12 protein-coding genes are annotated in these 13,293 nt (G+C 54.6%); 4 read left to right on the forward strand and 8 right to left on the reverse strand.

Annotated features, from left to right (window positions below; all coding sequences use genetic code 11):
• Window positions 1–63: 63 nt before the first annotated feature.
• The 8 genes from NHM04_RS01460 to uxuA form a co-directional block, all read right to left on the reverse strand.
• A complete protein-coding gene (locus NHM04_RS01460) occupies window positions 64–1,512 on the reverse strand; it encodes a methyltransferase domain-containing protein (protein ID WP_254265283.1) in 1,449 nt (482 codons plus the stop codon).
• Between the two features lie 48 nt (window positions 1,513–1,560).
• Window positions 1,561–2,595, reverse strand: a complete 1,035-nt coding sequence (gene dapD / locus NHM04_RS01465; RefSeq protein WP_254265284.1) for a 2,3,4,5-tetrahydropyridine-2,6-dicarboxylate N-succinyltransferase — start codon at window positions 2,593–2,595, stop codon at window positions 1,561–1,563.
• A gap of 36 nt (window positions 2,596–2,631) precedes the next feature.
• Window positions 2,632–2,982 (reverse strand): ArsC family reductase, encoded by a 351-nt coding sequence (locus tag NHM04_RS01470; RefSeq protein WP_254265285.1) that lies wholly within the window; start codon window positions 2,980–2,982, stop codon window positions 2,632–2,634.
• Window positions 2,983–3,121: 139 nt separating this feature from the next.
• Window positions 3,122–3,796, reverse strand: a complete 675-nt coding sequence (nth, locus tag NHM04_RS01475) for an endonuclease III (RefSeq protein WP_254265286.1) — start codon at window positions 3,794–3,796, stop codon at window positions 3,122–3,124.
• A gap of 2 nt (window positions 3,797–3,798) precedes the next feature.
• A complete protein-coding gene (gene dapC / locus NHM04_RS01480) occupies window positions 3,799–4,995 on the reverse strand; it encodes a succinyldiaminopimelate transaminase (protein ID WP_254265287.1) in 1,197 nt (398 codons plus the stop codon).
• Between the two features lie 12 nt (window positions 4,996–5,007).
• Complete coding sequence (locus NHM04_RS01485) at window positions 5,008–7,707, reverse strand: [protein-PII] uridylyltransferase (RefSeq protein WP_254265288.1); 2,700 nt, start codon at window positions 7,705–7,707, stop codon at window positions 5,008–5,010.
• Between the two features lie 2 nt (window positions 7,708–7,709).
• The gene (gene map / locus NHM04_RS01490; protein ID WP_254265289.1) at window positions 7,710–8,480 is read right to left on the reverse strand and encodes a type I methionyl aminopeptidase; all 771 of its coding nucleotides are present in this window, start codon (window positions 8,478–8,480) and stop codon (window positions 7,710–7,712) included.
• A gap of 103 nt (window positions 8,481–8,583) precedes the next feature.
• Window positions 8,584–9,768 carry a mannonate dehydratase gene (uxuA, locus tag NHM04_RS01495; protein WP_254265290.1) on the reverse strand — a complete coding sequence of 395 codons (1,185 nt, stop codon included), beginning with the start codon at window positions 9,766–9,768 and terminating at the stop codon, window positions 8,584–8,586.
• Between the two features lie 288 nt (window positions 9,769–10,056).
• Here uxuA and rpsB point away from each other — a divergent pair, with 288 nt between their 5' ends.
• From rpsB to frr, 4 genes are all read left to right on the forward strand, one after another.
• Complete coding sequence (gene rpsB, locus NHM04_RS01500; RefSeq protein ID WP_254265291.1) at window positions 10,057–10,800, forward strand: 30S ribosomal protein S2; 744 nt, start codon at window positions 10,057–10,059, stop codon at window positions 10,798–10,800.
• Between the two features lie 106 nt (window positions 10,801–10,906).
• Complete coding sequence (tsf, locus tag NHM04_RS01505; RefSeq protein WP_254265292.1) at window positions 10,907–11,776, forward strand: translation elongation factor Ts; 870 nt, start codon at window positions 10,907–10,909, stop codon at window positions 11,774–11,776.
• A gap of 137 nt (window positions 11,777–11,913) precedes the next feature.
• Window positions 11,914–12,657: a UMP kinase gene (gene pyrH / locus NHM04_RS01510; protein ID WP_020209202.1), complete on the forward strand. Its 744-nt coding sequence runs from the start codon at window positions 11,914–11,916 to the stop codon at window positions 12,655–12,657.
• Window positions 12,647–13,204, forward strand: coding sequence for a ribosome recycling factor (gene frr / locus NHM04_RS01515; RefSeq protein ID WP_254265293.1), 558 nt, complete (start codon window positions 12,647–12,649; stop codon window positions 13,202–13,204). Before pyrH ends, frr begins: the two co-directional genes overlap by 11 nt.
• Window positions 13,205–13,293 lie beyond the last annotated feature (89 nt).

Consider the following 13,293-nt stretch of genomic DNA (forward strand, 5'->3'; position numbering starts at 1 on the left):
GACAGCGTGGAGCTAGAAATAAATATGGCGCTAGTTCCGGTGTTTGGCTATGGAGCAACACAGCTAATCCTTGAACGCAATCCAGGCACTGAAGGTTAGGTTGTTAAAGATGGTACTGACTCGCGTCAGTCCCGCTTGCTGCAGCAGCTCGATATTCTCGTCTTCATATAAAGGGGTCATGACCCCCGCTAAGCTTGCGGATTTCGCGTTAATTTCTTCTTTACTGAAACCTTGATCCAGTTTGTACTGGCCGTGAGCGCGTTGCAGAAGTTGTTCTAATTGGGTGTCGCGCCGCTTGACCTTTTCGGCCAAGATAATCGCCCCGCCTGACTTGAGTTGGGTCTGTATTTTTTTGAGCAGCTCCAGGCGCCGTTCAGGTGCGACAAACTGCAGGGTGTAAGAGAGTATTGCCACCGAGCAAGATTTCATTGGGTGCTCGAGAATGTCCGCGCAATGGTATTGCACCGCACCGCCTGCGGCCTCGGCGGCCTGAATCATATTGGGCTCGATATCGACACCAATCACATCGGCACTGGGAAGCCGTTGTTTCAGTTGGCGGCACAGGCTGCCGGTAGAGCAGCCCAGTTCGTACACCGCGCCGCCGTCCGTCAGCAGTTGTTCGCACAGACGAATGATTACTTCGTGCAGCTGCGGGTAAAAAGGAATAGAGCGGTGAATATGGCTATCAAAACTGCGCCAGACCTCGCCGCCAAAACTCCAGCTGCGCGGGGCAGCCTCAATACCATCACCCACACTTGCGGCGCTTTTGCGCAACATCCAATAGCGTTGGTTCTGATGCCGATAGGCGAGCTCATAGGTAACTAGGTAACCGCTGTCGATAACCTCAAAGTTCTGTGAAAACAGTGCTTGGTAGCTCGTCACACTGCGATAGTTTTGTACTCTTGCACTGTTAAATGTCATCCACAGCGCGTTTTTCCAAAATGGGCCGCGAAACTTTTGCAGACGGTAAATGCTTTGTTGTTTACCGGGTTTGATGGTTTGCCAGCCGCTGTGCAGAAAATTGCGCAGCCAGCTTTTACCGTTATAGGCGTATTCGCAACTCTCGCGAATAAATATCTGGCCACCGGGCTTTAGCGCATGTTGCAGGTTTTGCAGCAGCGCCTGGCTGTCATCGTCGTCCAGATACATAAACAGCCAGTTGATAAAAATAAAATCGAAAGGCTGTGTCTCATTGTGGTATTCGAGAGCGTCAATGCTCTGGTAGGTAATGTTGTTAAATTGTGCGTGCTTAAGGCGGTTTTGTTGCAGCGCCTCGGTGGAAATATCCAGCGCGGTTAGCGATTGCGCGCGGCGTGCAAGCTCGCCGGTAAAGCGGCCGGTACCAGCGCCAAGCTCGAGCACCTGGCAGCCATCCAGGGGCGGCAAGAGGGCGAATATTTCTTTAAGCTCACTGTCATTTAAGGTTTTTAATTCGGGGCGGGAGGCCAGCGCCGTGCCCAGCGCTTCACCATTGGAGGCTTGCCAGAACTTCTTGGAGACGCGATTGGCCACTTTGCTTACTCGTAAAAAGCCCGCAGGCAAACCCTGCGGGCAGCGCGATTACGCGTTTTTGTGCAGCTCTTCGTTCAGCTGAACTTTGGATTTATTGGTCAGGCATTCGGTGCGGCCGGTCTGCGAATTGCGACGGAACAAGAGGTCACTCTTGCCGGCCAGATCGCGGGCTTTCACTATTTCGACTTCGCTGCCACTGTCGTCCAGTACCGCGACCTTGGTACCGGCTGTGATGTACAGACCCGACTCGATGGTGCAGCGATCACCCAGTGGAATACCGGTGCCGGCGTTGGCGCCCAGCAGACACTCTTTGCCCACGCTGATAACGATATTGCCACCGCCTGACAGAGTGCCCATGGTGGAGCTGCCGCCACCTAAGTCTGAGCCCGACTCGACAAATACCCCGGCTGAGATGCGGCCTTCGATCATGCCAGGGCCCGCGGTGCCGGCGTTAAAATTGACAAAACCCTCGTGCATGATAGTGGTGCCTTCGCCAAGGTAGGCGCCCAGGCGCACGCGAGCGGTGTGGGCAATACGCACACCCGTGGGCACAACGTAGTTGGTCATCTTGGGGAATTTATCCACACAGGCAACTTCCAGTACTTCACCGTTGAGGCGCGCTTGCAGCTGGCGGGCAGGTAACTCGTCCAGCTCAATCGGCCCCTGGTTGGTCCAGGCCAGATTTTTCAATGCACCGAAAAGACCGTTAAGGTTGGTGCCGTGGGGTTTAACTAGGCGGTGCGAAATCAGGTGCAGCTTTAAAAAGCCCTCCGGTACCGACTCGGGAGCGGCATCGCTGGCCAGCACCGTGGCCACCAGGGGGCGGGCGCTGGCAGTCAGCTGCAGGGCAACCTGGGCTTGATCTATATTGCCAGCAGCGTTTAAGGCTTCGGCGAGGCGTTGGCAGGTGTCGACAGTCAGTTCGATAACCTGGTTGCCGCCTTGATAGTCCAGCACGTCACTCAGTGCTTTGGCGGTCGCCTGGTCGGGGTTGAGCTCGGGGGCAGGGTAGAAAACTTCCAGCCATTCGTCCTTGCGGTTTTTGGTGCCGACGCCCAGGCCGACGCTGTATAACTCAGTCATGATGTATCCCGTGTTTAAGGCGTTAAATGCAAATGTTCAGTGAAAAAGTTCCGCATACTGATCGGCCTTGAAGCCGACCTGTACTTGATTGCCGGTGTCAATGACCGGTCTTTTAATCAGTGTAGGATGCTCCAGTAGCAGATTCAGCACATCACCTTGTTCGGCTTGCTGCTTTTGCGCATCGGTCAGATTTTTCCAGGTGGTAGAGCGCTTGTTCACCAGCGCCGCGCTCCCCAAGGTTTCGAGCCAGGCCTGGACCAATTCGGCGCTCAGCCCGTCGCTGCGAAAATCGTGGAAGGCGTAATTCACCCCGGCGTCTTCGAGCCAGCGGCGTGCTTTCTTCACGGTGTCGCAGTTTTTTATTCCGTAGAGGGTGGTAGTTGCCATGGGCCACTCCGTGCAAAAGCTCGCCATGATACCAAAAAAGCCGGTTTAGGGCCTGCTGACGTCCATTTAATTCAGCTTGCAGCACCAAGAAGTTTGTCCATTTAAGCGCGGCAGGTTGTGGTAACTGAGCCCGGACGCGCTAAGGTTTATGGACCTTTTTCGGATGTTTGCGCGCCGGGTAGCAGGCACGGCACAGGCCGCATACGCGACCGTCGCAGCCGCGTGCGGTGCAGTGTTCACGGCCGTAAAAAATAATCTGTAAATGCAGCTTATTCCAGGCATCTTTGGGGAACAGGCGCTTCAAGTCTCGCTCGGTTTGCACCACATTTTTACCGCTGGTGAGTCCCCAGCGTTGTGCCAGTCTGTGAATATGCGTATCGACCGGGAAGGCGGGTACCCCGAAAGCCTGGGCCATGACTACACTGGCGGTTTTGTGGCCAACGCCCGGCAGTGATTCCAGCGCTTCCATATCAGCTGGGACCATGCCGTTGTACTCCGCAACCAGACGCTGGCTGAGCACGGATATCGCCTTGGATTTTTGCGGCGACAGGCCGCAGGGGCGAATCACCGACTGGATCTGCTCCACGGGCACCTTCGCCATATCAAAGGGGTTATCGGCGAGCGCCCAGAGGCTGGGAGTGACCTGGTTGACCCGCTCATCGGTGCACTGCGCTGAAAGCAGCACCGCCACTAACAGGCTGTAGGCGTCAAAATGATCCAGTGGAATAGGCGGCGCGGGGTAGAGTTGATTCAGTGTTTGCTGAATCAGCGCTACGCGCTCGGCCTTGTTCAGGTTTTTAGCTGCTACCTCCATGCTTACAGCTCGGTGACAAAACGGCGGATACGATGGGCGGCTTCGACGCATTCAGCTTCAGTGGCCACCAGCGCCATACGCACATAATGCTCGCCCGGGTTTACCCCATCGCACTGGCGTGACAAATAGGCGCCGGGCAGTACGGTAATGTTTTGCTCGGTAAATAACCGTCGGGCAAATTCTTCGCCGCTAATGGGAAGCTTGGGCCAAAGATAGAAGCCCGCCTCGGGCATAGTGACATCGAGGCAGCCGTCGAGCGCGTCCAACACCGCGTCAAACTTGGCACGGTAGGCGTCGCGGTTAGCCAATACATGGTCTTCATCGGCCCAGGCCGACATGCTGGCGATTTGACTGGGCACAGGCATAGCGCAGCCGTGGTAGGTACGATAGCTGAGAAACTTTTGCAGTATGTGCGCATCGCCCGCGACAAAGCCCGAGCGCAGACCCGGCAGGTTAGAGCGTTTGGATAGACTGTGAAACACGACGCAGCGCGCGTAGTCGGTGCGCCCCATATCGCTGGCGGCCTGTAGCAGCCCTGGGGGAGGGTTTTGCTCGTCGCGATACAGTTCGCTATAGCATTCGTCCGAGGCGATCACAAAGTCGTACTGGTCGGCCAGGCGAATCAGCGTTTGAAACTGCTCGGTGCTCATTACCGCGCCGGTAGGATTGCCGGGCGTGCAAATATACAGCAGTTGGCAGTCGCGCCAGACTTGTTCATCCACCGCATTAAAATCCGGAATAAAGTTGTTCTCGGCGGTGCAGTTTAAAAAATGGGGCTTGGCCCCGGCCAACAGGGCCGCGCCTTCATAGATTTGGTAAAACGGATTGGGGCTGACTACCAGAGGGTTGCTTTTGCTGCGATCGACCACCGCCTGGGCAAAAGCAAATAGGGCCTCGCGAGTGCCGTTAACCGGCAGTACCTGGGTTTGCGCATCCAGCGCTCGGCACAGTTTAAAACGTCTGCCCGCCCAGTTGGCGATCGTCTCGCGTAATTCCGGTAAACCTTTGGTGGCCGGGTAGTTGGCTAAACGGTTTAAGTTTTCACTGAGCGTGCGCAGAACAAACGCGGGCGGCTCGTGTTTGGGCTCACCAATCGACAACGCGATGTGCGCTAAATTTTCTGGCGGTGTTGCTCCCGCTTTTAATTGTGCGAGCTTTTCAAACGGGTAGGGGTGAAGTAATTCTAAATCGTGATTCATGTATTTGCTTCGTCAGTAGCCTGCGGCCTGGTCGACCCGATCGTCCAGCTGGCGGCAAATCTCAGCTTGTAAACGTTGGCACAGCTCTGGATCAGACAGCGGGTTGCCCTGGTTGTCGGTAATAAAAAAGATGTCTTCTACGCGCTCGCCCAAGGTGGCAATCTTGGCGTTTTGCAAGTGCAAATCAAAGTCGATAAAAACACGCCCGATGCAGGCCAGCAGGCCGGGGCGATCCGGGCTTATCACTTCAAGCAAAGTGCAGCCGCTGATAATATCGTTGCGAATAATGGTGCGCGTGGGCATGGCAAAGTGTTTCAGCCTGCGCGGGGTGCGACGCATCGCAGGGTCGCGCCCGTCCTCGGTGTTTTGCAGCTCTCGGTGCAGTGTGTCGCGAATACGCTTTAGTACGGCCGGGTCAGTGCCTAGTGGCTCACCGTCCTGGTTAAGGACAAAAAAGGTATCCAAAGTGTAGCCGGACTTTGAGTTGTAGATACGCGCATCCTGCACGCTTAAGTTCATCATATCCAGCGCCGATGCAACCGCAGCAAACACATTGTCACGACCTTTGCTGCGTACAAATATTTGTGTTGCCCCTTCCAACTCACGACTGGATGTTTCCTGAATTAAAATCAGTGGGCCACTGGCATCATCGTGTTTGACAATTGCCTCGGTATGCCAGGCAATATCGAGAAAAGATTCGCGTAAAAAATATTCGTCGTTAACGTCCTCCCATACCGAGTTGCACTGCTCGGTGCTGACGTTGTGACGGTTGAGTCGGGCGATGGCAGCCTGTTGGGTCTCTTCAATCCAGTCCTGTTTGTCGATCGGGTTTTCCAGGCCACGGCGCATTGCGCGTTTGGTCTCCAGATAAAGCGTGCGCATTAAACTGGCGCGCCAGGTGTTCCACAAATCCGGGTTGGTGGCGTTAATATCGGCCACAGTAAGGGCGTATAAATAATCCAGATGCATCTGGTCGCCCACCGTAAGGGCGAAATTGTGAATCACCTCTGGGTCCGAAATGTCCTGCTTTTGCGAGACCGCAGACATTAACAGGTGCTTTTCTACCAGCCAGCTGATGAGCCGGGTTTCTCTTGGCGATAAGTTATGACGCTGGCCAAACTCTTCTGCATCCACGGCGCCCAGTACCGAGTGATCGCCGCCGCGGCCCTTGGCAATGTCATGATAGAGCCCCGCGATTAACAGAGTTTCAACCTTGGGTAGGCGGCGCATTACATGCCAAGCCACGGGATAGTCTTCGCGTGCCTGGGGCAGTAAGAAATTGCAGAGGTTTTGCACCAGCAGCAGGGTGTGCGCATCGACGGTGTAAATATGAAATAAATCGTGCTGCATCTGCCCGGTGACGCGACCGAACTCGGGTAAATACAATCCTAAAATACCGTAGCGCGACATGCGTTTTAGGTTTTCGACCAGCTGATCTGGATAGCTGAACAGCTGTAAAAATAATTCGGTGTTGCGTGGGTCGGCGCGGTAGCTCTCATCGATTAGGTAGCGGTTCTCCCGCATCAGGCGAATGGTGGAGGCGCGCACGCCGCGGATGTCCGGGTTTTGCGCCATAAGCACAAAAATTTCCAGCAGCGCAGAAGGGGATTCTTCGAACACATAAATATGCGCAACTTCGATATAGTCATCGCGGCGCTGAAAACGCTCATTGATGGGAGTAACGGTTTTCTTCACCCCGCGTTGCAAAATGGCTTCGTACAAAAATTGCAGTAGCACATCGTTCAATTCTCGCAGCGACATTACCAGCCGGTAATACTTGTGCATAAACTGCTCAACGGCGAGGTTTTCATCGTTGTCTTTGTAGCCAAATATTTTTGCCAGTTCGCGCTGGTGGTCGAACAGTAAGCGGTCCTCGGGGCGCTTGGCAATCATGTGCAGGCCATAGCGTACCCGCCAGAGAAACTCCTCGCCGTTTTGCAGCAAGGAAAACTCCTCTTCAGTGAAAAAACCCTTGCCGTCCAGCTGTTTTAGCGTGCGAACTTTAAAGAAACGTTTTGCCACCCAGCCGATCATTTGAATATCGCGCAGCCCGCCCGGTGCGTTTTTAATGTTCGGTTCGAGGTTGTATTCGCTGTTTTTGAATTTTTCGTGGCGCTGCTGCTGCTCTTCGAACTTGGCCTTAAAGAACTCATCAGCTGGCCAGAGTTTGTCGGTATCGGCTTTGGCTCGCAGCTGTTCACGCAAACTTTCATCGCCCACCAGAGTGCGCGATTCCATTAAATTGGTGGCCACGGTAATGTCAGAACGACCGATTTCAAGGCACTGGTTGACAGTGCGCACGCTGTGGCCAATTTCCAGGCCGATATCCCACAGCAGGGTGAGAAATCGCTCCAGGTTATCGCGGCAGCTTTCTTCGAGACCTTCGTCCAGCAAAATTAGCAGGTCGATGTCTGAATGCGGATGCAATTCGCAGCGTCCGTAGCCGCCCACAGCCTCAAGGCTGATGCCGTTGGGCCAGTCGAACTGATACCAGGCGTAATGCAGCAAACAGTCGACAAACAAAGCGCGTTCGTGAATCAGCGCGCGTATGTCCTCACCTTCACAAAAGCGCACGTCAAACTGAGCGTTGGCAGCGGTAATGGCGTCTTTGAAGACAGTGATTACGGGTTTGTCTGCCAGAGCGCGGCGAAAGCGGCTCTGGTCAAAGAAAAACAGCGGGCGAGTAAAGTAGGGCAGGCTATCGTCGGTCACAATTAAAAGGACTCTTCCTTACGTGCGGTTAGAACTTCTACGCCATCGGCGGTAACGGCCAGTGTGTGTTCCCACTGGGCAGACAAACGACCGTCTTTGGTTTCGACTGTCCAACCGTCGCGCTTGAGCTTAGTGGTGGCTTTCCCGGCGTTAATCATAGGCTCGATGGTGAATGTCATGCCTTCTTTTAGCTCGAGGCCGGTACCCGGGCGGCCGTAGTGCAGCACCTGAGGCTCTTCGTGAAACACGGTGCCAATGCCGTGGCCGCAATATTCTTTAACTACCGAGTAATAGTTGGATTCGGCGTGCTTTTGAATCACAGCGCCAATGTCCCCCAGTCGGCAGCCAGGCTTCACCAGCTCAATACCCTTGTAGAGACATTCTTGAGTCACTTCTACCAGGCGCTTGGCGTGAGGGGCAGGCTCGCCGACGAAATACATTTTACTGGTGTCACCATGGTAGCCATCGTAAATCACGGTAACGTCAATATTGATAATGTCGCCGTTTTTGAGAATTTTTTTCTCAGACGGAATGCCGTGGCATATGACATGGTTAACCGAGGTGCAGACGGACTTGGGAAAACCGCGATAACCGAGGCAGGCGGGAATCGCTTTTTGCTCGTCGACAATATAGTCGTGGCAAATTTTGTCCAGTTCGGCGGTGCTAACGCCCGCTTTGACGTAGGGCTCGATGATTTCCAGCACTTCGGCGGCCATACGGCCGGCAATGCGCATTTTGGCAATATCTTCGGGGGTTTTGATCGATACGGTCATGATGTCTCGCTTTAGCAGGGGGCTGCCCGGAACTTAAAAGCGCTAGTTTACCCGATTGACCGCCGGGACTACAGCCCGCCAGGCGGCGGGCCGGCTGGAGGCGTTAGCGGGTGGCGAGCGCTTCCAGTGTGTGGATGACCCCGCGCAGCTCGGCCAGGCCGCGCATGCGACCGGCGTAAGAGTAGCCAGGGTTAATACCCGCCTTGCCGATTTCATCCCCCATCAAATGGCCGTGATCGGGGCGCATGGCGATGGGCGGTAGTTGGCTGCCGCTGGATTGGCGGCGTCTCTCTTCTTTTAATAAGGCGTCAACCAGGCCCACCATGTCATTGTCGCCGTCCAGGTGGTCCGATTCGTAAAACGAGCCATCCGCTTCGCGCTTGATGTTGCGCAGGTGCACAAAATAAATGTTGCCGCCGAACTCGCGCACCATGTCCACCAGGTCGTTGTCGCCGCGGGCGCCGTAAGAGCCCGCACACAGGGTCAGGCCGTTGGCGGGGCTTTTCGCCGCCGCCAGCAGCGCGCGGGCATCCGCCTGGGTAGAAACTACGCGGGGTAAGCCAAACAGAGAAAACGGCGGGTCGTCCGGGTGAATGGCAAGGCGCACGCCCACCTCTTCAGCAACGGGCACCACCTCTTGCAAAAAGGCGAATAGGTTGGCGCGCATGCCGTCATCGCCCAGCTCGATAAACTGCTCGATGGCGGCGCGAATGCCGTCGCGATCGTAGCTGCCTTCGCCGCCAGGCAGGCCGGCGATAATGTTTTTTTCCAGCAGGGCTTTTTCCTGCTCGCTCATGGCGTCTAGGCGAGTTTTGGCTTTTTCCAGCACCTCGGGGGCGTAATCGTTGCTGGCTCCTTTGCGCTTTAGTATGTAAACGTCGTAGGCGGCAAAATCGCTCATCTCGAAGCGCAGCGCCTGGGAGTGATTGGGCAGGGTGTAGGACAGGTTGGTGCGGGTCCAGTCAACTACTGGCATAAAGTTGTAACACACATCAAACACACCGGCCTCGGCAACATTGCGCAGCGACTGCTGGTAGTTGGCGATATAGCGCTGGTAATCGCCGCTGCGGGTTTTGATGTCGTTGTGCAGCGGAATGCTCTCGATCACGCTCCATTCCAGGCCTGCCGCCTCGATTTCATCTTTGCGAGCCCTAATGTCTTCGCTGGGCCAAACCTCCCCAGTGGGAATATGATGCAAAGAGGTGACAATGCCTGTGGCTCCAGCCTGGCGGATGTTGGCTAGAGTGACGGTATCTTGGGGGCCGAACCAGCGCCAGGTTTCTTTCATGTGAAGCTCCGTTAATTTTACTTGGTGTAATGGTTTGGTGGACCATAAGTGGCGGTAGTGTAATCTTGGCGCCCGCAGCCAGCAAAGACTTTATTTAGCGTGGCGGCTGTGGTATAAAGCGCGCCTCCTGTAAATAGCTTGGTGCAAAAGCGTCCCGCTTACGTCCACTTTTTGCCGGAGATTAACACTTTTAAATGTCACACATATACCGACACGTTCAGTCTGGGTGCCCGTAAGGGTTGGCTGGCGGGGTGTATGGAGGCCTAACCCGATACACAGGAAAAGATTATGCCTACAGTAAGCATGCGCGATATGCTGCAAGCGGGTGTCCACTTTGGTCACCAAACCCGTTACTGGAACCCGAAGATGAACCGCTTTATCTTCGGCGCTCGTAACAAGATTCATATCATCAACCTGGAGCACACTGTTCCAGCGTTCAACGAGACCCTTGAGCTGGTTAAGCAAATGGGCTCGCAAAAGAAAAAAATTCTGTTTGTTGGCACCAAGCGCGCTGCACAGAAAATCGTTAAAGAGCAAGCCGAGCGTGTAGGCCAGCCTTACGTTAGCCATCGCTGGTTGGGCGGCATGCTGACCAACTACAAAACCATTCGCGCCTCTATTCGTCGCTACCGCGATCTGGAAGCTCAGTCTCAAGACGGTACCTTTGAGAAACTGACCAAGAAAGAAGCGTTGATGCGCACCCGTGATATGGAGAAGCTTGAGCGCTCCATTGGTGGTATTAAAGATATGGGCGGCCTGCCTGATGCGCTGTTTGTGGTTGATGTTGATCACGAGCGCATTGCTGTTCAGGAAGCCAACAAGCTGGGTATCCCGGTTATCGGTGTGGTTGATACCAACTCTGATCCCGATGGCATCGATTATGTTATCCCAGGTAACGATGACGCTATCCGCGCCATTCGCCTGTATGTGACTGCCATTGCTGATGCCGCCGCTGAAGGCGCTTCTCAGGCTCAGGCAGTACCGAACAAAGACGAGTATGTCGCCGCCGACGGTGAAGCTGCTGCTGAATAAGCTGCACGCTTGTAATCTTTAGTACGTAAAGTGCGACACAAAAGGGGTGGGCCAGCCGGTTTGCCCCTTTTTTCAATAGACATTTGCAAATCAAGAGGATAGATACATGGCAGCTATCTCTGCTTCTCTGGTAAAAGAACTGCGCGAGCGCACTGGCCTGGGCATGATGGAATGTAAAAAAGCTCTGGCTGAGGTAGATGGTGATCTGGAGCAGGCAATTGAAAACCTGCGTAAGGCCAGCGGCCTGAAGGCATCGAAAAAAGCTGGTCGTACCGCCGCTGACGGTGTTGTTGCTGCAAAAGTGGCCGACGACAACAGCTACGCTGTGGTGCTGGAAGTTAACAGTGAAACCGACTTCGTGGCTCGCGACGAAGGCTTCCTGGCTTTTGTGAGCACCGTTCTGGATAAAGCCTTTGCGGACAAGCAAGAAGACGTAGCCGCGCTGATGAGTGGTGAGTTGGAGTCTGCGCGTGAAGCGCTGGTACAGAAAATCGGTGAAAACATCGGTGTGCGCCGTGTGGCCGTGGTTGAAGGTGGTTTGGTAGACGCCTATGTCCACTCTAACAACCGTATTGCTACCATTATTAAGCTCGAAGGCGGCAACGCCGAGCTGGCCCGTGATATCGCCATGCACGTGGCGGCGGTAAACCCACAAGTGGTTAAGCCAGAAGATATGCCTGCTGACGTGGTGGAGAAAGAGAAGGAAATCATCAAGGCGCAGCCTGATATGGAAGGCAAACCTGCGGAAATCGTTGAAAAAATGATGGTAGGTCGTATCAACAAGTTCTTGAAAGAGAGCAGCTTGATCGAACAGCCTTTCGTTAAAAACCCGGAGTTGACCGTGGGTAAGCTGGCGAAAGAAGCCGGCGCTAGCATTACCAGCATGGTGCGCTTTGAAGTGGGCGAGGGTATCGAGAAAGAAGAGGCTGACTTTGCCGCTGAAGTTGCTGCTCAGGTAGCCGCTTCTAAGGGCTAATCAGCGCTTTTTGCGCCTAGCGCTTGTTCCCGCCTCTAGGGCGGGGCTCACACAAAAGGAGGCCGGATACCCATCCGGCCTCCTTTTGTTGTAAACTGCCCCCCGTTTTTATCCCCCCGGCTTGCAGGAGATCCGTCATGCCCAACCCCCGCGATAAGAAATACAAGCGTATTTTGCTGAAATTAAGTGGTGAAGAGTTAATGGGGGCCGAGGGCTTTGGTATTGATCCCAAGGTGCTGGACAAAATGGCGCTGGAAATTGGTCAGCTAGTGGGTATTGGTGTACAGGTGGGGCTGGTGATCGGCGGCGGCAATCTGTTCCGCGGTGCGGCGCTCAGTGCCGCTGGCCTGGATCGCGTAACCGGCGACCACATGGGTATGCTGGCCACAGTGATGAATGCGCTGGCTATGCGCGATGCGCTGGAGCGCTCCAATATTTCCTCGCGGGTTATGTCCGCCATTCCCATGAGCGGTATCGTGGAGCACTACGACCGCCGCCACGCCATCCGCTGCTTGAATGCAGGCGAGGTGGTGATCTTCTCCGCCGGCACTGGCAACCCCTTCTTTACCACCGATTCGGCCGCCTGTTTGCGCGGCATTGAAGTGGAAGCGGACATAGTGCTCAAGGCCACCAAAGTGGATGGTGTGTACACCGATGATCCGATGAAAGTGGCCGACGCCACCAAGTATGATCGCCTTACCTACGACAAGGTGCTGGAAGATAAACTGGGGGTAATGGATTTGACCGCGATTTGCCTGTGCCGCGAGCACGACATGCCGGTGCGGGTATTTCGCATGAATAAAAGTGGTGCCCTGCTCAATATAGTAGTGGGCAGCAACGAGGGTACATTAATAGAAGAGGGTAGCTCCCATGTTGAATGATTTGAAAAAAGACGCCGACGACCGTATGAAAAAAGCCCTGCAAGCGATGGGCAATAGCATGAACAAAATCCGCACTGGTCGCGCGCACCCGAGCCTGCTGGAAGGCTTGACCGTGTCTTACTACGGTTCTGAAACGCCTTTGTCACAGGTGGCGAATATCACCGTTGAAGATGCTCGCACCCTGTCGGTTAAGCCTTGGGAGAAGCAGCTGGTTCCGGAAATCGAAAAAGCGATCATGAAATCGGATTTGGGGCTCAACCCCTCCACCGCTGGTGAAAATATCCGCATTCCGCTGCCCATGCTGACCGAGGAAACTCGTAAGGGTTATATCAAGCAGGCGCGTGCCGAAGCTGAAAATGGCCGTGTGGCTATTCGCAACGTGCGCCGCGATGTGCTGTCCGATGTTAAATCTCTGCTGAAAGAAAAAGAGATTACTGAAGATGAAGATCGTCGCATGCAGGATGATATTCAGAAAATTACCGATAAGTATGTGGCTGAAGTCGACAAGGCTCTGGCGCAGAAAGAAGAAGAGCTGATGACCGTATAAGGTCCGGCTGCGGCCGACGTAAAATAATGGGCCCGAGCGCCCGGCTATTGGCCGGGCGCTGCTGTAAAGAGGGCCGACAATGGGCAGTC

It is taken from the genome of Gilvimarinus sp. DA14, from assembly GCF_024204685.1.
Taxonomy (GTDB): Bacteria; Pseudomonadota; Gammaproteobacteria; order Pseudomonadales; family Cellvibrionaceae; genus Gilvimarinus.